Here is a 20295-nt window from a genome sequence, read left to right as displayed (position 1 = left end):
TCTGATGGAAAAAGAGGTCAATCCACACTTTGAGGACTTTCTTTTTGACTGGAACCAGAAGTTTCAGTTCTTGGTGGGTGGTTACGGTTCATCTAAGAGCTATCACATCGCACTGAAACTCATCTTAAAGCTGCTGGATGAAAAGAGAACAGCCCTTGTGATTCGTGAAGTCTATGACACACACAGGGATTCAACCTTTTCGCTGTTTGAAGAGATCGTGAATGATCTTGGACTCGATCATGTCATTCAATGCCGGACATCACCGCTCATGCTTAAATTCCATAACGGGAGCCGGATCATCTTCAAAGGTCTGGACAAGCCTGCCAAGCTCAAATCGATCAACAACATCTCAATCATATGGATTGAGGAATGTTCCGAGGTTAAGTACGAGGGATTTAAGGAGCTGCTTGGTCGTTTGCGTCATCCAACGTTACAGCTGCACATGATCCTATCGACGAACCCTGTCGGCCAGGATAACTGGACGTACAGACATTTCTTTAAGGACGATCAAAACAACCGATTTATCCTGGATGACGAGACTTTATACAAAGAACGCACCATCACTATCAACGATACGTACTATCACCACTCGACGGCAGAAGATAACCTATTTCTACCTGTGAGCTATATCAAGCAGCTAGACGAACTAAAAGAATACGATCCAGACCTTTATCGCATAGCCCGAAAAGGTCATTTTGGCATTAACGGAATTCGTGTTCTACCTCAATTCGAGGTGCAGCCACATGAAGATGTCATGCTGGCCATTTCAAATATCAATCGCCCTTTGCTTAGATCGGGCATGGACTTTGGTTTCGTAGAGTCATATAACGCTTTGATTCGACTGGCTGTCGATCACGAGAAGAAATATCTATACATCTATTGGGAGTATTATCAAAAGGGCACAACCGATGATGAAACTGTACAAGAGCTCATCGAATTTGCCAAAACAAAAGAGCTGATCAAAGCGGATGCAGCTGAACCGAAAACCATCGCATACTTCAGGAAGATGGGATACAACATGGTGGCTGCACGTAAGTTTCAGGGATCACGCTTGCAGTACACAAAGAAGATAAAAAGGTTCAAGAAAATCATATGTTCCGATTCATGTAAAAACACGATCTATGAGCTGCAGCCGCTCACGTACAAGACAGACAAGAACGGTAACATCATAGAAGACGAGTTTAAGATTGATCCTCATACCTTATCGGCCATCTGGTATGCGTTAGATGATTATGAGGTTACCGATCTGAAAGAGAAACCAAAAGAGAGGACACGCCCGAACAGAGAAAGGAGGTCACGCTGATGAAAACGGTCAGAGCAACAGTAATGAAGGCCAATGTGTCTGAAACCACTAAGCAGATTTATGAGGATGGATTTAATTACAAGGCTGATGATGTGATCGAGCCGCCATACAATATCAAAGAGCTCAAACAAATGGCCGAGTATTCTACCATTCTTCAGCAATGTATTGATGCGTACAAAACGAATATTTTAGGCTTTGGCTTGGGAGTTGAATACACTTTCGACTTTAATGCTGAGAATGCACCAGAGGAAAAGAAAAAGGCAGCTGAGAAAGAATGGACAAAACTCGAAGAGTTCGCAAGATATATGAACTATGATGAATCAGCTGAAGTGGTCCTTGGTTATGTGATAGAAGACCGAGAGAAAACAGGTAATGGATTTGTCGAAGTGCTTCGAGAAGGTACAGGGAAGCCTGCAGGTATTGAATATCTTGATGCACAATATATTCGTGTTTGTAAGTTAAGCGATTCCGTTGAGATCGACTTTAAATATACAGATCATGGTGAAGTTAAGACCATGAAAAGAATGAAGCGGTTCAGAAAGTATGTTCAGAAAATCAACACTAAAAAGGTTTTCTTCAAGGAGTACGGCGATCCAAGAACAATGAATGCTGCTACGGGAGAATACAGCGAAGACACCCCTTCTAATCTTGTAGCAAGCGAAGTCATTCACTTCAAGATAGGCAGCGGTACATATGGTGTTCCTCGTTGGATTGGTAACATCGTCAATATGTATGGAGCGCGCAAAGCTGAAGAACTGAACTATCTGTACTTTAAACAAGGGCGGCATGTGCCAGCTGCAATTACTGTAGAGAATGGAATGCTTTCTGAATCGTCATATGAGCAGCTGCAGGAATACATGAACGGCATCGAGGGATCAGACAATGCACATAAGTTTCTTTTGCTTGAAGTCGAAGGGATTCCTAAAAAGGATGAACTATCGAACGATGAAGAGCCGGCGAATGTAAAGGTAGATATAAAATCACTGGCCGAGATTCTTCAGGAGGATGCACTCTTTTTGGAATACGATGAGAAGACGAGAAACAAGATACGTTCCTCATTCCGTCTGCCGCCAATCTACACAGGCGAATCACAGGATTATAACAAGGCCACAGCTGACACCGCTCGAAAAACGACAGAAGAACAGGTATTCCAGCCGGAGAGAATGATCATCACTGGCAAGCTCAACACACTCTTTCTTCCTGATCTCGATCTCTGGCATGTGCAACTCATATTAAATGGTCCAGACTTTCGTGATCCGCTTGAAATTGCGAAGGTTCTTACACCTTTTATTCAAGCAGGAGCGGTTTCACCAAACGATCTGCGTGATCTAGCTGGTCGTATTCTTGGTAAGACACTTGAAGAATGGCCAGAGGAAGAATATCACCGACCAATTGAGGCGAAGCCAAAGGCATCAACTAGCTTGCTTGATACGGTGTTTCAGAAGTCAGCAGATTCTCAGAATGAACTGGTATCAATCCTCAAAGACCTTAGGGATGAACTAGAGGAGATCCGCAAATGAGCAAGATCGATCAGCTGATAAAAAACATCAATACCTTTGTGCAAAAAGCGGAATCGGATGAGGTCGAGGAACTCAAAGCTGCGGTGGCTGATTTCCCTGAACTGGAGGATATCCCTTCTTTGGTGGAGGATTATGAGAAAACCATCGCTAGATTGTTCAGATTGCAACGCAGGACGTTTTTAAATGCTCTGAATGGTTTTATATCCAAGGATGATTCAGAGACGTTAGAATCAATTCTAGCGTTTTTTAATAATGATCTATTCACTTCAGATGAATTTGCGGAGCTGTTCGGAAAAGAAACTGCTGTTTTTCTAACACTGACCGTCACGCAGCTGGCTGAGAAGATCATGCATTCCATCGATGCTGATATTCCATTCAAGGTTTTATCTGAAAGAACCGAAGAGTGGATTGAATCATGGTCGCAAGAGTTGGCGCAGCTGATGCAGCTGAATACTCATACAGCCATAGAGCAAACGCTGAAAGAGGGAATAAAAGAAGGCCGCTCTATCCAAGAGATTGAATTGGAGCTGAAAGACCTTCCCGAATTCAGCCGTAAGCGCGCACGTGTGACAGCTGTAACAGAGGTTTTGACTGCTTCTTCTGTTGCTCAACATGAATCCTATGTCCAATCCCCGGCAGTAACGGGGAAGCAGTGGAAGCATAGCGGTGGAAAAAAGAATCAGTCGAGAGAAAGTCACGTACAGCTAGACGGCACTATCATCCCTCTCGATGAAGAATTCGAGATACCAGGCAGCGGAGAGCGATGTATGTTTCCGAGAGATACACAACTCACGCCAAAAGAGCGGGTTAACTGTCATTGTGCGGTTGGTCCTGTGGTTGATCCTGTTATTCTCGGCTTATCAGCTGAGGAAAAAGAAGAGATCAGAGAGAAACAGACGTTCAAATAGCGTTTTTTGTTATAATAGTATATAGGAGGAAATTAAAGAAAGGAGGGAACGCAATGTCAGAGTGTCAAAATGAATGTGGGAAACTGGTTGATCCTGAAACAGACGGTTTACTATGCGAAGAGTGTTACAACGATGCATTTAACAGTTTTAAGTAGAGAAAGATATCAGACCTTCAGTTGAAGGTCTTTTTCTTTTGAAAGGAGGTGAATGAATTGCCACGCGAATTGATAAATGCAAAAATCACACACGTTTCATACGTGGACAAGGCTGCTAATCAAAAGCAGTTCTTTTTTATGAAGTCAGAAAAAGAAAATGACTTTGAAAAACAAATCAAAGTCATTGCCAAAGCTGATGATGCACAGCGTCTTGTGTACGGTATTGTATACGAACCAAACGTAGCGGATGCACATGGGGATTACATGACACCGGCAGAAATTGAGAAAGCCGCTCATGGGTTCCTGAAGGATGCACGTGAGATCGACAAGCAGCATGATTTTCAAGGCGGTGTCGGGGAAGTCGTTGAATCGTACATTGCTCCGTCTGACTTTGAAATGGGCGATGAAGTTATCAAGAAAGGATCTTGGGTGCTTGTGACAAAGGCCTCCCAAGAGATTTGGAATCAAATTCAAAAAGGCCACATTACAGGCTATTCAATGGCCGGAACAGCGGATATAGGAAAACAAGAGGATCACAAGCCAGCTTCTGAAGAGAAGGGGCTTTTTTCTTTGCTCAAAAACTTCTTTCTTAAAGGAGAAGTAAAGAACAGATACGACAAAGGCCGCATGCGTCGTGAGTTTTGGGCGGCACAAGATGCGCTGAATTCCGTTTTGTATAAATGGGATTCTTACGAGGATGATGGTTTAGAAACTGATCCTGAAAAAGTAAGAGCAGCACTGGAAGACTTTGTGGAAATCACACAAGAGATTTTGCTTACTGATGACTTAGCGGGTATCCAAACTGACCCACCTGAAGCTGTCGCAAAAGCAGGTAAAAAGTTTTCAGCAGCTAACCTGAATGAACTAAAAAATGCAAGAGCCGCTATCGACAACCTGTTGAGTCAAGCTCAAGCGGAAGAGAAGGAGGAAGAAGAAGTGAACAAAGAAGATCTGCAAAAGATGCTAGAGGAAACAATTGCACCGGTTGTAAAGCGTCTGGATGACCTTGAAAAAGGAGAAGGCGAGAAGCAACCTGATCCGCAAGAAAAACAAATTGATGAAGAGGTCGCAAAAGAAATGGCCGCAGCTGTAGAAAAGGCATTGGCTCCAGTTGTTGAACGAGTCGAAGCACTGGAAAAAGCACGTCCGCAAGGTAATGGTGTAGGAGATCAACAACAACAAGACTTACAAAAATCTGTATTTGATGGCTTGCTTTAAGCCGAGAAAAGGAGGAACTAACGTGAGAAATAAAGATGTAATTAACAAAGCGGAAGTGACGCTTGGTACATTAAAGACAGGCGGTCTCATGAATCCGACGCAAGCATCTACATTTATTCGTATGGTGCAAAACACACCAACCCTGTTGCAAGATGCACGTGTCATTCCAATGGAAAGCGATTCGCAAAAGATTGAAAAAATCGGTTTTGGTCAACGTATCTTGCGTGCAGGAGAAGAAGGCAAAGCGCTTGATGCAAAAGACCGTGTTGCGCCAACAACAAGCACTGTTCAGCTAACTGCAAAAGAAGTCATCGCTGAAGTGAATCTCACATATGATACGTTGGAGAACAACATTGAGGGTGACAATTTACAAAACACGATCATGCAGATGTTGGCGGAACGAGCAGCAATTGATATTGAAGAGTTAATCCTTAATGGTAATACAGCGTCGTCTGATACTTACCTTGCTCAGCTAGATGGTATCCGCAAACAAGCGGAATCCCATATCGTAGATGTAGCTGGTGAACCACTTACACGCCAAGTGTTTAAACAGGGATACAAAGCTGTTCCATCTAAATATTTGCGTATTCCACAAGAATTCCGCTTCTATACGTCCCCAGGGCAAGAAGTTGAATGGAAAGACAAAGTAGCGGATCGTCAAACGAATCTAGGGGATGCGGCTGTACAAGGTGGGCTTTCTTCTGCATTTGGTGTGCCGGTCAAAGGAATTGCAAACATGCAGCCATATGAAATGGGAGAGGACGGCACAGATGTTTCGGACATCTTATTGACTCATCCAAAAAACATCATCTTGGGCTTCTCTCGCAATATTCGTATCGAGGTTGATAAGGACATCCGTAGACGTAAATTCATCATTGTGTTGACTGCGAAGCTCGACAGCAAATTCGAGGAAGAGGATGCTGTTGCTAAGATCATCAAGGTCAAGGAGTGATCAACATGTATTCAGCGGTTTTGATCAAGGGAAAGACATACGCTGTGATGGGGCATGTCTTTCTTGTTAACCAAGTTAAGGATATTGAGAAAAAAGTTTATCAATATCTCGATGGCAATGAGTTTTTCATTTGTAAAGAAGTGAAAGCTCCTGTTGATGATATAATGAAAGAGGAAGAAGAACCGGCACAAGAAGCAAAAATCTACTCTGAAACTGAATTGAAGGGCATGAACAAAACTGAACAAGAAGCCATTATTATTGATCTTGGCGGCGATCCGTCTCAGCTCAAAGATAAGAGTGAAAGAATTGCCTTCATCCTCGATCATCAACAGCAACAAGAAAAAGCAGGAGAGTAAGGCTGATGCTGATCTCTCCTGAAGAAGTTAGGGCGTATACCGTATTCGAGAGCGTAAAAAACCGCTCAGATGAATTATTGGAAAGTGACATCATTGAGGCTGAAGCTGAGGTATTTAAGATCGTAGGTCATGATTTCACAAGTGAAAAATATCAGCCGCTTCCTGAAAAAGCAAGAATCGCATTGATTAAAATGGCGCAGTTCTTTGCGCTGATCAACGGAGATGAATCAATCATCAAAGGGTACAAGTCAGAAAAGATTGGCGACTACTCTTATACACTGGCAGATGGTAACGCCATATCAAAACCAGATGTGTATAACCTGTTGATAGATTTCATTGAGCCAATTGATCCACCGGAAGATCCGGCAAGTGTAAGAATGAGGTTGAGATCGTTATGAGCTATCAATCATTGCTAACGGATCGATGCGATATTTTCCACTTAAAGAATGAGCAGCTGTCAAAAGATCGCTATGGAATACCTGTTCAAGATGCGCAGCCTGTCTTTTCATATCCTGATGAGCCTGATCAAGTTGATCAAGCATGTTACTTCACAGAGAGAAATCAAAACATCACACAGCAGGAGCCAAACGCAACCATTCATCAATCGTACCTTGTTCATTTTCCTATTACCGCCGATGTCCGCCTGAACGATAAAGTGGTATGGGAAGGTGTGACATTGAAACTCCAAAAGCCCAGACGGATCAAAAACCATCATATTGAGGTGGTAGCGATGAGGAGTGAAAGCCTATGAGGATTGATGGTCTTGATCAGTTCATAGAGGATTTGAATGCAGCTGTTAATGGCGGCTTGCAAGCTGAATATGAAGAATGGTTGGAAGCGATGGGTTATGAGTTCCTAGACATCGTTCAAGATGAAGTTATCCGTACAAAAACAGTGGATGCTCGGCGTTTGCTTAACTCATTCCAAAAGGGAGACCAAGAAAACGTCTTTTCAATGAGCAGTGGCGGTCTCACCCTAGATGTAGGGACCAACTTAGAATACGCATCGTACACAAACGATGGTCACTTTACCATTGATCCCTCCAAGAATCAGGACAGACGTTGGGTTCCTGGCAGATGGGTTGGTGATCGTTTTGAATATGACCCAAATGCCGAAACAGGGATGCTCTTGAAATTTCAATGGGTTGAGGGCAGCGGCTATTGGGATAATGCATTATCCATCTTTGAACAGATGTTTGAACAATCATTGGACCGCAAGCTGCAGCAATGGATTGATCAACAATTTGGGCGGTGATGGAATGAATCAAGAAGTCGGCTCCATCATGCATTATTGTTACAAGCAGTTTCCGGTGAAAGTATATGAAAAAGAGATTCCTGAACAGTTTCAGGTCCCTTCAATGTACTTTCCAGCAGCATGGACAAACACAAAAAACGATACTGTTACAACGTTCCTCAAAACATACACGCTGCATATTAAAGTGTTTCACAAGGATTCGGGGCAGGCTCATGATGCGGCAGAAACCATCGTTGATGCCTTATCAGCGGATCGGAATATCATTCAGATGGTCAGTGAAGAAGGTGAACCACTTGATGATTATGTCCGCATTAAGAGGGCTGAAACAAGGATTGCTGATCAAGGTGTGGCAACGATCATCCTCTCATGGGATAGTGCCTATTGGTACAACCGAGACGCGCAGCCAAGCCTTGATGACATAAATTTTTCAGATGGGGTGATAAAAAGTGGCCAAGAATAAAAATGAATCACAGGTGAAAGAAGAGAAAGCCGCTCCGGTTCTTCCTAAAGAAGCAGCATTTTCATTTGAAGCCTTGAAAGAGCACAGCAAGGAAGTATTTGGCGTAAAGCCTGAAATCCTTGAAGGTGCTCTTTTTTATATCAAAGATCAACCAATTACAAAAACAGAAGCAAAGAAGCAGATTGATGCTTTTTTGTCTAAGGAGGTTTAAGCATGAATGGAGGTACTTTTACACCAGGCACAGAAAAGAAACGCCCTGGTATCTACTTCAATTTCAAAACCACAGCACAGCAGCGTATCACGTTAGGTGATCGCGGCACCGTTGCACTCCCAATCACAATGAGTTGGGGAGAGCCTAAGACGTTCATCTCTATCTCTGGCATGGAGGACTTAAATAAAAAAGTCGGATTAAACATCGATGACAAATCACTGCTTCTTTTCCGAGAAGCGAAGAAAAAAGCACAAACAGTCTTGCTTTATCGCCTGAATGAAGGCGAACCTGCAAAGGCTCAGATCAGCGAGAATTTCAATGTGCTTGCCAATTATGGCGGACAGAAAGGTAATGAGGTCACGATCCAAGTCACTGAAAACGTATTGGATAGCTCCAAGCGTGATGTGGTGACTTACGTTGGTACAGACATTGTTGATAAGCAGGTTGTCACTGATGTCAAAGAGCTGAAGCAAAACAAATATGTTTCGTTCTCTGGTGAAGGTGAAGTGACAATCACCGCTGGCGTAACACTAAGCGGTGGGAAAAACGGCGTGCCAAGTGTCGCAGACTATACAGCTTTTTTAGAAGAAGCTGAAACAGAATACTTTGACGTAATAGCGCTGCCTAATAACACTAGCGAGCAGTTAAAAGCGACATTTGTGGCTTTCATTAAGCGGTTGCGTGATGATCAAGGGCGTAAGGTGCAAGGCGTTGTGGCTAACTACGCAGCTGATCATGAAGGAATTATCAATGTCACAAGCGGTGTCGTGCTAGAAGATGGCACAGAGATCACCCCAGCCAAAGCAACTGCATGGGTTGCCGGTGCATCTGCAGGCGCAAACTTCAATCAGTCATTAACCTTTGTGGAATATGAAGGGGCTGTGGATACGTTAGAACGCCTTGATAATGATCAAGTGGAATACCGCTTATCACAAGGCGAATTCTTGTTTACGTTTGATGCGCGTGATCGCACAGTAAGCGTTGAGAAGGACATCAACTCTCTGACAAGTTATACAACCGAGAAAAACAAGACATTCGGTAAAAACAAGATCATTCGTGTGCTCGATGCGATCAACAATGATCTCACACGTGAATTGAAGGATCTGATTAAGTTACGCAAAGCAAATGGCAATGACATTCCGGCATCTGATGATGGGTTGCAGCTGGTGAAAACACTCATCACGCAATATCTCACGCAACTCCAAGATGGAAGCGGCATTACAGGCTTTGATTCTGAAACAGATATCGTAATTGCTCTTAATGAAGATCGTGACGGTTTCTTGATTGATCTAGCTGTTCAACCTGTTGATGCAGCTGAAAAATTCTATTTCAATGTAGAGGTGAAATAAGATGGCTTTTAAAGCGCAGAATACCATTTCAGGTAAGGAAGGACGTCTTTTCCTCGATGGCGAGGAAATGGCGTTCATCAAAACGTTTGAGGCAAACGTGGAGAAGAATAAATCAGAAGTTAACGTTATGGGCCGTCGTATGACAGGGCACAAGACAACCGGTGCAAATGGTACTGGCACAGCGACTTTCTATAAGGTTACATCACGTTTCGTTCAGTTGATGTTAAATTACGTGAAGAAGGGACAAGATCCGTACTTTACGATTCAAGCTGTACTGGATGACAAATCATCCGGCCGAGGCACAGAGCGTGTCACATTGTTTGATGTGAACTTCGATTCTGCAAAGATCGCGGGGCTTGATGTGGATTCAGAAGCGCTAGAAGAAGAGGTTCCTTTCACGTTTGAGGACTTTGATCTTCCTGAAAAGCTGAAGGATAGTTTTTAATTCGTATTTGATTTATTAACAGTAGAATTATATACTTAAATATATAATTATTTGTTGCGGTTGGTATATCTAACTTGCAACTGGCGTAGAATAAAAAGAAGCCAGGATGCGCAAACATCCTGGCAATGTACAATGAGGCCCTTTAAGAGGGCTGGCTTATCTCTAGATGCTTTTGAAGGATAGACTTACCCTTTTACTTTTGTAGAGGTCAAGGGAGGTCTATTTTTTCTTTTTAAATAGTGTCAACAATCCCACGACTAAAGTCAAAATGCTTAGGGTATAAATCCCAAAAGCAATCATTAAACTAATCGCTTCATAAGTTGACATAAGCATCACCCCCTTTCTATATGGGGATGAGCCAGACCGCCCTTGTAAGCCGTTCATATGTACGATTTATATTATACATGAAAAGATTGGAAAGCACATTCAAAAAATGGATGTGCTTTTTTGTATTCAAAAAAACAAATCAAAGGGAGTTTTTAAACATGAGCGAAAAACAAACAAACAACGTATATGATCTTTCATTCTTTATGCCAGGACAAACAACAGAAGCGGAAGAGGTCAAATCCATTATCTCAAAACGTTTCGTTGATAAAGAAGGTAAAGTGATTCCATTCGTATTCAAAGCGATCACAACAGAGCGTATCGATGAACTAGAGAAAGAAAACACGACTTTCAAAAATGTTAAAGGTCGTGGACGTGTGAAAGACTTGGATTCTCAACGCTTCTATGCACGTATTGCGGTTGAATCAACCATTTACCCTGATTTCAAATCAAAAGAACTGCGTGAGGCATATGGCACCCAAGATCCAGTCGAAGTGGCAAAGCGTGTCCTATCTGTCGGCGGTGAATATGCGAACTGGTTAAACAAAGCCATTGAGGTCAACGGTTTTGAAGATGAAATTGAAGATTTAGAAGAAGCAGCAAAAAACTAATAAAGGACGGGAATAAAGAGGCTGTGTATCTGTATTACTGCATGCATGAGCTTCATTACTCCCCGTCTGAACTCTTAGAGGTCTATGAAGCGCCAAGGCAATTCAAAGCATTCCTATTTGGACTTATCAGGCACAAACTAGAGGTTCTTGAAAAAGAAGCAAAGAAAGGGGGATAAGACATGGCTCATTTGACTGCTCGGTTTGATTTACAAGACCGGATCACGCGTAAATTGCGTTTGATTAGAGGAGATATGGAACGACTTGATAGATTGCGCCGTAGATCAGAGCGGCCAATCACATTGAGAGTAAGAGACAATGCCACGATTGCATTAAGACGTGTGCAGCGGTTTGTTTTGCGTGATCTTGCTCGAACTTATCAGCTGACGATTGAAGTAAATGATCTGGCCACAAAAGCACTACGAAAGTTCAATGGCTTCTTACAACGCAAGATGCCGCGTACTCATAGTGTGCTGATGCGCATTAAAGATCAGGCAACACCAGGTCTTGTTCGGTTGCGTCGTTACATCGATCGGAAGTTTGGCAAAGTAGAACGGTTTGCCATAACGGTCCATGATCGTGCAACCGCAGGGATCAGACGTATTGCTTCATATGCAGCGCGTCAGCTTGGCCGGGGATACAGCTATACCATTAGAGCCGTTGATATGGTTCGACGAACAGTCAGCCGTATAGCGTCTTATACACGGAACACGTTAGGGACTGAATACAGGGTGGCGATCAATGCGATCGACCGTTTCACCGCTCCAGTACGTGGAGCTGTCTCATTTGCAAATACCCATTTGGGACGGACTTACACAACCACAATCAAGGTCCTTGACCTAATCACAAAGCCATTGAGAGGGATCGTGTCTGCTGTCACCAGTACACTTGGTTTGCTTGGAGTCGGTGCCGGTGCAACAGGCGGTATTGTTGTACCGCTCAAAATGGTTGCAGATCGTCAGAACATGACCACGGCTTTTGAAACTCTCTTAGGCAGCAGAGGGAAAGCAGATGCACGTCTGGACGAGCTGACAGCTTTTGCTGGTCAAACGCCATTTACTCGTGATGAGATTTTCGAGTCATCTCGCGTCCTCCAAGTATTTACGGGCAATGCCCTTTCTACGACTGAAGGAATGAAGCTAGTCGGGGATGTTGCTGCAGGTGTTCAACGACCGTTTTCCGAAGTTGCGCTATGGATGGGGCGTTTATATGACGGCATTAAATCGGGGCGTCCTATCGGTGACGCAACGGCTGCTCTTCAAGAAATGGGGGCGATCTCTGGTGATGCCAGGGGTAAGCTCGAAAAACTTGCAAAGAGCGGCAAGGACATAAATAAAACTTGGCCAGAAGTAACAAAAGAGTTTGGCAAATACAATGACATGATGATCAAAATGTCCGATAACTTGGCCAACTTATTCCTCGGTGTCAAATCATTCATTAATAACAGCATTCTTATGCCTTGGGGTAAAGGACTTGCAGCTGCGTTCCAACCCGCTCTCGAAGCGTTCAGAACATGGCGTGGAGAATATTCCTTCGTGCTGACCGATCTATCAAACAAAGCTGAAAAGGCGGGTAAGAAATTTGCTAACAGCTTCCTTGATCCGACAAAGAGTGTTTTCGGATTTATTGGTGATCAGTTCAAAATCTTGTTTCCTGGTGAGAAGTTAACCAAAAAACAGACACAGGAACTGAAGGTCAAGTTTAAGGACAACCCTAAGCTGAAGAAACATTTTGAACAGCTAGAAAAATACAGGAAAATGGACTTTGAAACTCGGTGGAAGCTCGTCCTTGATAATACGAAAGATGTTTTTGGCCAATGGTGGGAAAAGACAGGAAAGCCTGGTCTTTTCAAAATGGCCGAGAATGTCGGGAAGACTTACGGTGGCATCATAAACGGTGTGATCAACGGTCTACTTGGTATTGATGACAAATCATCCGAGGACAGTTTCACTGATGCAGGAGCCAAAGCAGGGCGTATTTTCATTGAATCCTTTTTAGAAGCTCTTGATCCAGCGCAATTAGGTATTCGTATCACCAAGAAGATCGGTGAGATCAACTTGAATGCTCTCACAGGAGAAGGCTCAATTGCTGGTGCTTTGATTGCCAATGCATTTGCGCTCGCATTCCTTGGAAAAGTGGCCACGTTATTAAAGCCGCTTAAATCCATTCTTTCAGGAGCATTTGCACTCTTCAAATGGGGCAAAGGTTTAAACGGAGGATTAGGACCAGGAACAAGCGGCGGTATAATTGGCGGAATTGGAGGAACAAGACCACCAAGGAACCCAAGACCACCTGAATATCGTCAACCTTGGATCAATAGAGGTGAGCCAGTAAGACCAACCACACCAAACCAAGGGCGTGGCGGTGGTGGATTATTGGGGAGTATCGGTAAAGGTGCAAAGAGCATCGGAAAACGTATTCCTATTCTCGGCACTCTTATTGCAGCCACCGAATTAATCGGCATGAACAATGACAACAAAGGTGAAAAGATCGGTGGGTTTGCTGGTAATCTGGGCGGTGGTATCGGTGGAGCTGCACTTGGTACATTGATCGCGCCTGGAATTGGAACAGCGATCGGTGGAGTATTAGGCAGCATCTTTGGTGGCGATCTCGGTAACTGGATTGGCAAAATGTTTGATGACGGGACCATCAAGAAGAAATGGGATGAGCTTGTCAAAGGTGCAGAGAATGCAGTCCAATGGATTAAAGAAACATGGAGCACTTTTTCCGGTTGGTTTAATGATAATGTTTTAAACCCTATTACGACATTCTTCAGTGATACATGGAACTGGATCACAGAGAAATGGGGTCAGCTTTCTTCATGGTTCAATAATAACGTGTGGCTGCCGATTTATAACTTTGCAGTACCGATCATCAACTTTGTAGTTGGTGTTTTTGTTGTGGGATGGGAATTGATTAGTGCCATCTGGGGAGCAGCATCAACTTGGTTCAATGAAAATGTATGGGAGCCATTTGGTCAATATGCAGTAGAGGCCGTCGGAGTGATATGGAACAAACTTGATGATACATGGAATTGGATTCAGGAGACTTGGAGTGCATTTTCTGCTTGGTTTAATGAAAACGTATGGGAGCCATTTAAACTATACGCACTTCCAGCGATCATGATTGTGTGGGTGTTGTTTAAAAATACGTGGAATTGGATTCAGGAGACTTGGGTAACCCTATCAACTTGGTTTGATGAAAACGTCTGGCAGCCATTTAAAACATATGCTTTGCCAGCCATCATGTTTATCTGGAACCAATTTAACAGTACCTGGAACCGGATTAAAACATCATGGGTGGTGCTTGCCGGTTGGTTTGATGAGTACGTATGGCAGCCATACAAAAAGTATGCAGAGCCAGCAATCTCCTTTGTGTCAACAAAATTCGATGAAGCATGGAGAACGATCAAGGGTATCTGGAAAGTTGCGAGTTCATGGTTTGAAAAATATGTGTTTTCCCCGTTGCAAGACTTTGCAACAACTTTAAAAAAGACATGGGATGGCATCTTTGGCGTTATAGGAAAAGTAGTCGGTAAAATTAAAGAAGTTAGTGGGAAGGTTGTTGATTTCTTTATTGGAAAAGGTGAAGAAAAAACAGGTGTCAAACAAATTCCTATTCCAGATAACAACGCCACCGGTGGATATATTACAAAGCCAACAATTTCGTGGATCGGAGAAGCAGGAAAAGAGTTTGTCATCCCAACTGAAAACAACAAAGGCAGAGGAAAAATGCTTCTTGCTCAGGCTGCATCACACCTCGGAATGTCGGTAGTGCCAAACGGCGCTTCACCTACTTCCCAAGCTGGTTCATCTTCTCCTATGAGACCGGCTGCAGCTGCATCAGTTTCCACTTCTACAAGTGGATCGGTATCAATTGGTGAGACCGGCAACGCTTCTAAATACGGGGAACAGTTTAGCACTGAATTTGAAAAAGGATTAAATAGCAAAGTCGTTTCACTTGAACAGTGGAAACAAGCTAATATCAAACAACCATTTACTCAAATTCAGGCATCAACACCGCTCTACGGAGCACAAACTGTCACTGGATTTGCCTCAGGTCAAAACATGACACCAACTGGCACAGGTCAGTTCTTAGATCAAAATGTAAGACAACCTTTCTTATCCGCTCGTCAAGAGTCTCCTACATGGGGAGCTGGACTGGTTGACGCATTTAACAGCGGCATGCGTTCCAAAGGAAGCGAAGTGACACAAGCAGCCAAGGACATGGCCAAGAAAGTGGAGCAAGCCTTCCGCGAAGAGCTAGACATTCATTCCCCTTCACGCGTCATGATGAGTCTTGGAAAATTTGCATCGATCGGTGTCGTCAAAGGACTCGATTCAGTTGATGTGAAAAAGTTTGCTGAAAATCAGGCTGGTTCATTAATCGGTGCATTCAGTGGTATGGGGGCTTCAGGTCTTAGTGTTCAGCAATGGCTCATGGCTGCTCTAATGGCAACTGGCACATCGATGAGCTGGCTACCTGGTTTGATGACCATCGCGCAGCATGAATCAAATGGAAATCCGAGAGCAATCAACTTATGGGATTCCAACGCCAAAAAGGGAACACCGTCTAAAGGTTTAATGCAAACCATTGGACCGACGTTTAATTCTAATAAAGGCAAAGGCATGAATGACATCTGGAACCCAATTCATAATGCCGTAGCAGCAATTAACTACATTAAGGGCAGATATGGGACAGTCTTTAACACGCCTGGATTAAGAAGTATGAGAAACGGTGGACCATATAAGGGGTATGCAAACGGTGGTCTAATCACGCAAGAGCAGGTTGCTAGAATCGGTGAAGGAAACAAGCGTGAATGGATTATTCCTGAAGAACGAGGCATACGTGGCCGTTACTTGTTGGCGCAAGCTGCACAGGCTTTAGGAATGGACGTATACGATCCGGCCAACTCTGCATCATCTGAACTTTCACAAGGGCAGGTGCAAACAGTAACAGCTGGCACAACGAATGCACCGTCTGCTTCTGGTGGATCAAAACAAGTCATTATCAATTTTAACGGTGATCAGCACTTCCATAATGGACAAGATGAAGATTCACTTGTTGATAAGATCAAACGATCAATAGCTGAAGAACTAGAAGTAGAAATCAACACAGGAACGAAGGGAGTCGTGATCGATGGCTAAATCAAAATATCAATTGTGGATTTCGCAAGGGAAGGACAAACTACGATTCCCTGTTCTTCCTGAAAAACTTGAACTGAACAATAACGTACAAAATGAATCTATTAAAGTATCTAAATTTGGCGAGCTCACATTCTTGGATGTACCAGGGGCTCGCCAAATTTCATTTACAGCCTTTTTTCCGAAGAAGTATACACCGATCGCTGAATATAAAAGCATTCCATCACCAGAGAATGCGATAGCGAAAATAGAACGAATGATGCGTTCAAAGAAGCCTGTACGCTTTATCGTTACTGGAACCAAAATCAATATGCAATGCAGCATAGAGAGTTTTAACCATAGCGAAGGTACTTATGATATTGGTGATCGAGAATTCACGCTGCAGCTGAAAGAATACAAAACCGCATCACCTAGAAAAATTAAACGGAAAGCCAAAAAGAGCAGCAAAAAACGAAGCTCAAAAGGCGCACCAAAAGTGTACACTGTTAAAAAGGGCGATACCTTGTGGGATATTTCTGGTCGTTTCTATGGTGATAGCACAAAGTGGCGCCGCATTTGGAATGCGAATAAAGCCGCGATGATCAAACGAAGTAGACGCAATATTAGACAACCAGGGCATTGGATTTTCCCTGGTCAAAAATTAAAAATACCACAATAGGGGGGCTGACATTGATTGAGCTTTTTGCCATCAGAAGCGGCACCATGTATGAGCTTGTGACAGAGAGTGTGACACTTCGGGGGCAAAGGTATCAGGCCCCCCGCTCAATACAAGCAACGATCGTGACAAAACAAGGAAGTCAAAAGTATTACAGCATCAAAGAGGGTGACACGGTTCTTTTCAAGTGGAAAAGAAAAGAACTCTTTCGAGGAACGGTGTTTGCAAGAACACCCAAAGATGAAAAGCTCACTTTTACTGCTTATGACATGCTTCAGTATCTGGTGAAGAACCAGGATGTATATGTCTTTGCAAATAAGAGAGCTGATCAGATAATGAAGCGGCTTGGTCAAGATTTTCAGATCCCGATGACCTCCATCGCCAATACCGGTCATGTCATAAAATCACTTGTATTCAAAAACGATACAAGCCTATATGACATCATCTTGCAGGCTCTAAGGGAAACAAAGAAACAAACAGGACGTAACTATCAAATCTATTCTGCTAAAGGCAAGATGGGGCTGAGAGCATGGCCTGATCCGTCGGAAGTTTGGGTCATTGAATCAGGCGTGAATCTTATTGATTATCAGTACAGCACCTCGATTGAGGAAACGGCCACACGTGTGAAGGTGAGAGCAACACACGTGGAAAAAATTAAGGTGCTGAAGAAGGAAAAAAAGAAATCTAAGACTACTGACAAAGATAAAGAAAAAGATAAGAAAACGACCAAACCTACCAAACCAACAAAGCCAAAGAAGCCAAAGATGGTCACGCAAAAGAAAGAAATTGAAATGCTGGCTGTGGCGAATGATAGTGCTGCAAGAAGAAAATATGGCATCCTGCAGCACGTTGAAAGAGTGTCGGGGGAGATCAACCAAGCACAGCTGCAAAAGAGGGCTGATGTTCGGCTCTCACAGAAAAAGGGCGTAAAAAAAGAGCTGAAAAGCATTCAAGCTCTAGGTATTCCTGGATTACAAAGTGGTATGCCAGTACGCATCATCATTCCGGATATCGGCATCAAGAAAACGTATTGGATCGATCAAGACAGCCATGAATTTAAAGGAACCAAACACACCATGACGATCGATGTCGTTGAAAAGAACACAATTCCAACGGGGAATCAGTCATGAAACTAAGCGATGCAATCAAGCGATTGGCCGTCGATGCTGTGGATGCACAATCACCAACTGACTTGATACTTGGTGATGTGGTGTCTGTTTCCCCTCTTAGTGTTCGACTCAATGAGAATGATAAACTCATCATTCCTGAAGAACTTCTTATCTGGCCAGCCCGCTTAGATGAGGGGGAAGATGATGAGCTAGAAGAAGGCGATAGTGTCATGGTCCTTGCGATGACAGGCGGCCAAACGTTTTACATCTTAGATAAAGTAGTAGGAGGTGGTTCATAATGGCTCTTTCACCTGAAGAAGAAATTGAGGATTTGGACGAGGATGCAGAGGATATTATTGAACCTTCGACCACCTACCGCATCGACTTTGAAACTGGCCGTCTAACCAATGAAAAGATTAATGGTCTCGATGCCATTCGCCAATTTGTCTATATGGCTTTGCGAACGGAACGATATTCGCATGCTGTTTATAGCCATGACGTAGGATGCGAAGTGCAGGAAGCTGTGTCTGATGAAGAATCAACGGACGAATACAAAGAGATGGAAATCCCGCGGCTCATTGAAGAGGCTCTTTTGGTGGATGAAAGAATCGAAAGTGTGCAAGATTTTGAGATCAATAAAGAAGGGGCAACCTTTAAAGTGCTCTTTAACGTGGTGACGGATGAAGGGACCTTGGAGATCGAGGAGGTGATCGGAGATGTTTGAGGAACAATCGTATGAAGCCATCATGGAACGCATGTTGGAACGTATACCCGATGATATTGATAAACGTGAAAACAGCGTGATATGGAATGCGTTGGCTCCTGCAGCTGCGGAACTTGCTCAATCTTATATATGGCTAGATCAGGTATTCGATCTTGTCTTTGCGGATACAGCGCAGGGAGAATTTTTAGATAGACGAGTTGCTGAAGTGGGGATCACTCGTAAAGCGGCCACAAGTGCTGTATGGTCCGTTGAAGTCTCGCCCGAAGGTATTAGAATACCAACGGGATCAAGGTTCTATATCGACAATATGTACTTTCAATATCAATCTGACGGCACGCTGAAATGTGAAACATCAGGTTCTATAGGAAACGGTAATTTTGCAGAACTGCCGCTTCTATCACTTGATAACATACCAGGGCTGGAGTCTGTCATATTTGAAGAATTGAAGATACCAGGGCAAGAGGAAGAAGACGATGAAGCACTGTATGAACGTTACTTGATGAGGGCAAGGCGGGAGGCTGTCAGTGCCAACAAAGCTCATTATAAAAAGTGGGCTGAGGAAGTAGAAGGAGTTGGCAGGGCAAAGGTGTTCCCGCTTTGGAATGGGGAAGGCACAGTGAAAGTTGTCATCACAGATGGGAATTTTGACGTTGCGACGGATCTGCTTGTCAATAAGGTACAAGAGTACATTGATCCGGTTCCCGGTGAAGGGGAAGGTCAAGCACCAATCGGGGCTACTGCCACCATCGAGAGTGCTAAGTGGAAAGATGTTGAGGTGTCCGTATCGGTGGAGCTTAAAATGGACTATTCACTTGAAGATGCTCAACAAGAAATTGAAGAGAAGATCAAGGCTCTCCTAAAATCACTTGCTTTCGAGGAGAACGTGATAAGAATGTCAGCGATTAATGACATTTTATATCATGCGGATAGTGTCTCTGATTATGCGGATGTCTTGATAAACGGCGAAGCCAAAAACTTGCCCCTCCAAGACATTGAAATCCCGCGTCTAGGGCAGGTGAACGTCATTGAGCAAGCTTGATGAAATGAAGTCTTATCTCCCTGCCTATCTAACGGAGATCACTGAATTTGATGAATTAATGAAATCAGAGGCTCCAGAGATGGAAAGGCTAGATGATTCTATTTTTGATATGACTGATCAACTGTTTCCGCTCACTGCCACGTGGGGGCTGAATCGATGGGAAAGAATGTTGAAGGTGCAGCGTGAATCAGGTGATTCTATTGAGCTGCGCAGGGCACGTATTTTGAATCTCATGTCAAATATTCCACCGATCACATACGCATCTTTAGAAAGGGCTGTGAATCGCTTTCTAAAGAATCCTAGTGCGGTGGTTCGTCTAACGACAGATCGTTATCATTTCTCTTTACGGGTGAATCTGGATGATCTGCAAAACACAAGATACATCGTTGAAACATTGGAAAATCTCAAACCAGCTCATTTGGCTTACAAATTCACAAGCGTTCATCATACGGATGTTCATGAAATCAAAGATTATCGTAACCGGCTCACACTGCGTAGCAGAGTGGGTTTTTTTGATCACATCCCGATTCTGCTGAATGGAGAGTTTTTACTGAATGGCAC

22 protein-coding genes and 1 pseudogene are annotated in these 20295 nt (G+C 43.5%); 22 read left to right on the top strand and 1 reads right to left on the bottom strand.

Features of this window, described 5'->3' with window-relative positions; all coding sequences use genetic code 11:
* Positions 1-4: 4 nt before the first annotated feature.
* The 13 genes from NKR21_RS15925 to NKR21_RS15865 all read left to right on the top strand — a co-directional run bounded on the left by NKR21_RS15925 (position 5) and on the right by NKR21_RS15865 (position 10131).
* Positions 5-1303: a PBSX family phage terminase large subunit gene (locus tag NKR21_RS15925; RefSeq protein WP_144456426.1), complete on the top strand. Its 1299-nt coding sequence runs from the start codon at positions 5-7 to the stop codon at positions 1301-1303.
* Entirely contained in the window at positions 1303-2823 is a 1521-nt protein-coding gene (locus tag NKR21_RS15920; RefSeq protein WP_144456294.1) for a phage portal protein, read from the top strand. Before NKR21_RS15925 ends, NKR21_RS15920 begins: the two co-directional genes overlap by 1 nt.
* Positions 2820-3731 carry a phage minor head protein gene (locus NKR21_RS15915; protein ID WP_144456292.1) on the top strand — a complete coding sequence of 304 codons (912 nt, stop codon included), beginning with the start codon at positions 2820-2822 and terminating at the stop codon, positions 3729-3731. Before NKR21_RS15920 ends, NKR21_RS15915 begins: the two co-directional genes overlap by 4 nt.
* Before the next feature lie 212 nt (positions 3732-3943).
* Complete coding sequence (locus NKR21_RS15910) at positions 3944-5104, top strand: XkdF-like putative serine protease domain-containing protein (protein ID WP_144456290.1); 1161 nt, start codon at positions 3944-3946, stop codon at positions 5102-5104.
* A 22-nt stretch (positions 5105-5126) separates the two neighbouring features.
* A complete protein-coding gene (locus NKR21_RS15905) occupies positions 5127-6056 on the top strand; it encodes a phage major capsid protein (protein ID WP_144456288.1) in 930 nt (309 codons plus the stop codon).
* A gap of 5 nt (positions 6057-6061) precedes the next feature.
* The gene (locus NKR21_RS15900; protein WP_144456286.1) at positions 6062-6412 is read left to right on the top strand and encodes a YqbF domain-containing protein; all 351 of its coding nucleotides are present in this window, start codon (positions 6062-6064) and stop codon (positions 6410-6412) included.
* A gap of 5 nt (positions 6413-6417) precedes the next feature.
* On the top strand, positions 6418-6810 hold the full coding sequence (gene yqbG / locus NKR21_RS15895) for a protein YqbG (RefSeq protein WP_144456284.1): 393 nt from the start codon (positions 6418-6420) through the stop codon (positions 6808-6810).
* Positions 6807-7163, top strand: coding sequence for a DUF3599 family protein (locus tag NKR21_RS15890; protein WP_144456282.1), 357 nt, complete (start codon positions 6807-6809; stop codon positions 7161-7163). The genes yqbG and NKR21_RS15890 overlap by 4 nt, the downstream gene beginning before the upstream one ends.
* Complete coding sequence (locus NKR21_RS15885) at positions 7160-7666, top strand: HK97 gp10 family phage protein (RefSeq protein ID WP_144456280.1); 507 nt, start codon at positions 7160-7162, stop codon at positions 7664-7666. Before NKR21_RS15890 ends, NKR21_RS15885 begins: the two co-directional genes overlap by 4 nt.
* A 4-nt stretch (positions 7667-7670) precedes the next feature.
* Entirely contained in the window at positions 7671-8126 is a 456-nt protein-coding gene (locus NKR21_RS15880) for a phage tail terminator family protein (protein WP_144456278.1), read from the top strand.
* A gap of 13 nt (positions 8127-8139) precedes the next feature.
* Positions 8140-8337, top strand: a complete 198-nt coding sequence (locus NKR21_RS15875) for a YqzN/YkzM domain-containing protein (protein WP_144456424.1) — start codon at positions 8140-8142, stop codon at positions 8335-8337.
* Positions 8338-8339: 2 nt separating this feature from the next.
* Positions 8340-9686, top strand: a complete 1347-nt coding sequence (locus NKR21_RS15870; protein WP_144456276.1) for a phage tail sheath family protein — start codon at positions 8340-8342, stop codon at positions 9684-9686.
* A gap of 1 nt (position 9687) precedes the next feature.
* A complete protein-coding gene (locus NKR21_RS15865) occupies positions 9688-10131 on the top strand; it encodes a phage tail tube protein (RefSeq protein WP_044139480.1) in 444 nt (147 codons plus the stop codon).
* Positions 10132-10350: 219 nt separating this feature from the next.
* On the opposite strand, the gene NKR21_RS15860 is transcribed toward NKR21_RS15865, so the two are convergent.
* Positions 10351-10458 carry a putative holin-like toxin gene (locus tag NKR21_RS15860; RefSeq protein WP_161985311.1) on the bottom strand — a complete coding sequence of 36 codons (108 nt, stop codon included), beginning with the start codon at positions 10456-10458 and terminating at the stop codon, positions 10351-10353.
* Between the two features lie 158 nt (positions 10459-10616).
* Between NKR21_RS15860 and NKR21_RS15855 the strand changes: the two genes are divergently transcribed.
* From NKR21_RS15855 to NKR21_RS21425, 9 genes and pseudogenes are all read left to right on the top strand, one after another.
* The gene (locus NKR21_RS15855) at positions 10617-11066 is read left to right on the top strand and encodes a phage tail assembly chaperone (protein ID WP_144456272.1); all 450 of its coding nucleotides are present in this window, start codon (positions 10617-10619) and stop codon (positions 11064-11066) included.
* Between the two features lie 23 nt (positions 11067-11089).
* A complete protein-coding gene (locus NKR21_RS21430; RefSeq protein ID WP_391509245.1) occupies positions 11090-11242 on the top strand; it encodes a hypothetical protein in 153 nt (50 codons plus the stop codon).
* 3 nt (positions 11243-11245) lie between these two features.
* Entirely contained in the window at positions 11246-16210 is a 4965-nt protein-coding gene (locus NKR21_RS15850) for a transglycosylase SLT domain-containing protein (RefSeq protein ID WP_144456270.1), read from the top strand.
* Complete coding sequence (locus NKR21_RS15845) at positions 16203-16865, top strand: LysM peptidoglycan-binding domain-containing protein (protein ID WP_144456268.1); 663 nt, start codon at positions 16203-16205, stop codon at positions 16863-16865. The genes NKR21_RS15850 and NKR21_RS15845 overlap by 8 nt, the downstream gene beginning before the upstream one ends.
* Positions 16866-16876: 11 nt before the next feature.
* Positions 16877-17992, top strand: coding sequence for an XkdQ/YqbQ family protein (locus NKR21_RS15840; protein ID WP_144456266.1), 1116 nt, complete (start codon positions 16877-16879; stop codon positions 17990-17992).
* Positions 17989-18270: a DUF2577 family protein gene (locus tag NKR21_RS15835; protein WP_144456264.1), complete on the top strand. Its 282-nt coding sequence runs from the start codon at positions 17989-17991 to the stop codon at positions 18268-18270. Before NKR21_RS15840 ends, NKR21_RS15835 begins: the two co-directional genes overlap by 4 nt.
* A complete protein-coding gene (locus NKR21_RS15830; protein WP_144456262.1) occupies positions 18270-18695 on the top strand; it encodes a DUF2634 domain-containing protein in 426 nt (141 codons plus the stop codon). The genes NKR21_RS15835 and NKR21_RS15830 overlap by 1 nt, the downstream gene beginning before the upstream one ends.
* Positions 18688-19734, top strand: a complete 1047-nt coding sequence (locus NKR21_RS15825) for a baseplate J/gp47 family protein (protein WP_144456260.1) — start codon at positions 18688-18690, stop codon at positions 19732-19734. Before NKR21_RS15830 ends, NKR21_RS15825 begins: the two co-directional genes overlap by 8 nt.
* Positions 19721-20161, top strand: a pseudogene (locus tag NKR21_RS21425) (YmfQ family protein); the annotation flags it as partial. The gene NKR21_RS15825 and the pseudogene NKR21_RS21425, both read left to right, overlap by 14 nt.
* Between the last annotated feature and the right edge of the window lie 134 nt (positions 20162-20295).

The sequence above is a fragment of the Bacillus sp. 1735sda2 genome, from assembly GCF_024159245.1.
GTDB classification, from domain to species: Bacteria; Bacillota; Bacilli; order Bacillales; family Bacillaceae; genus Bacillus; species Bacillus pumilus_O.
This window is presented reverse-complemented; position numbering and strand designations above follow the sequence as displayed.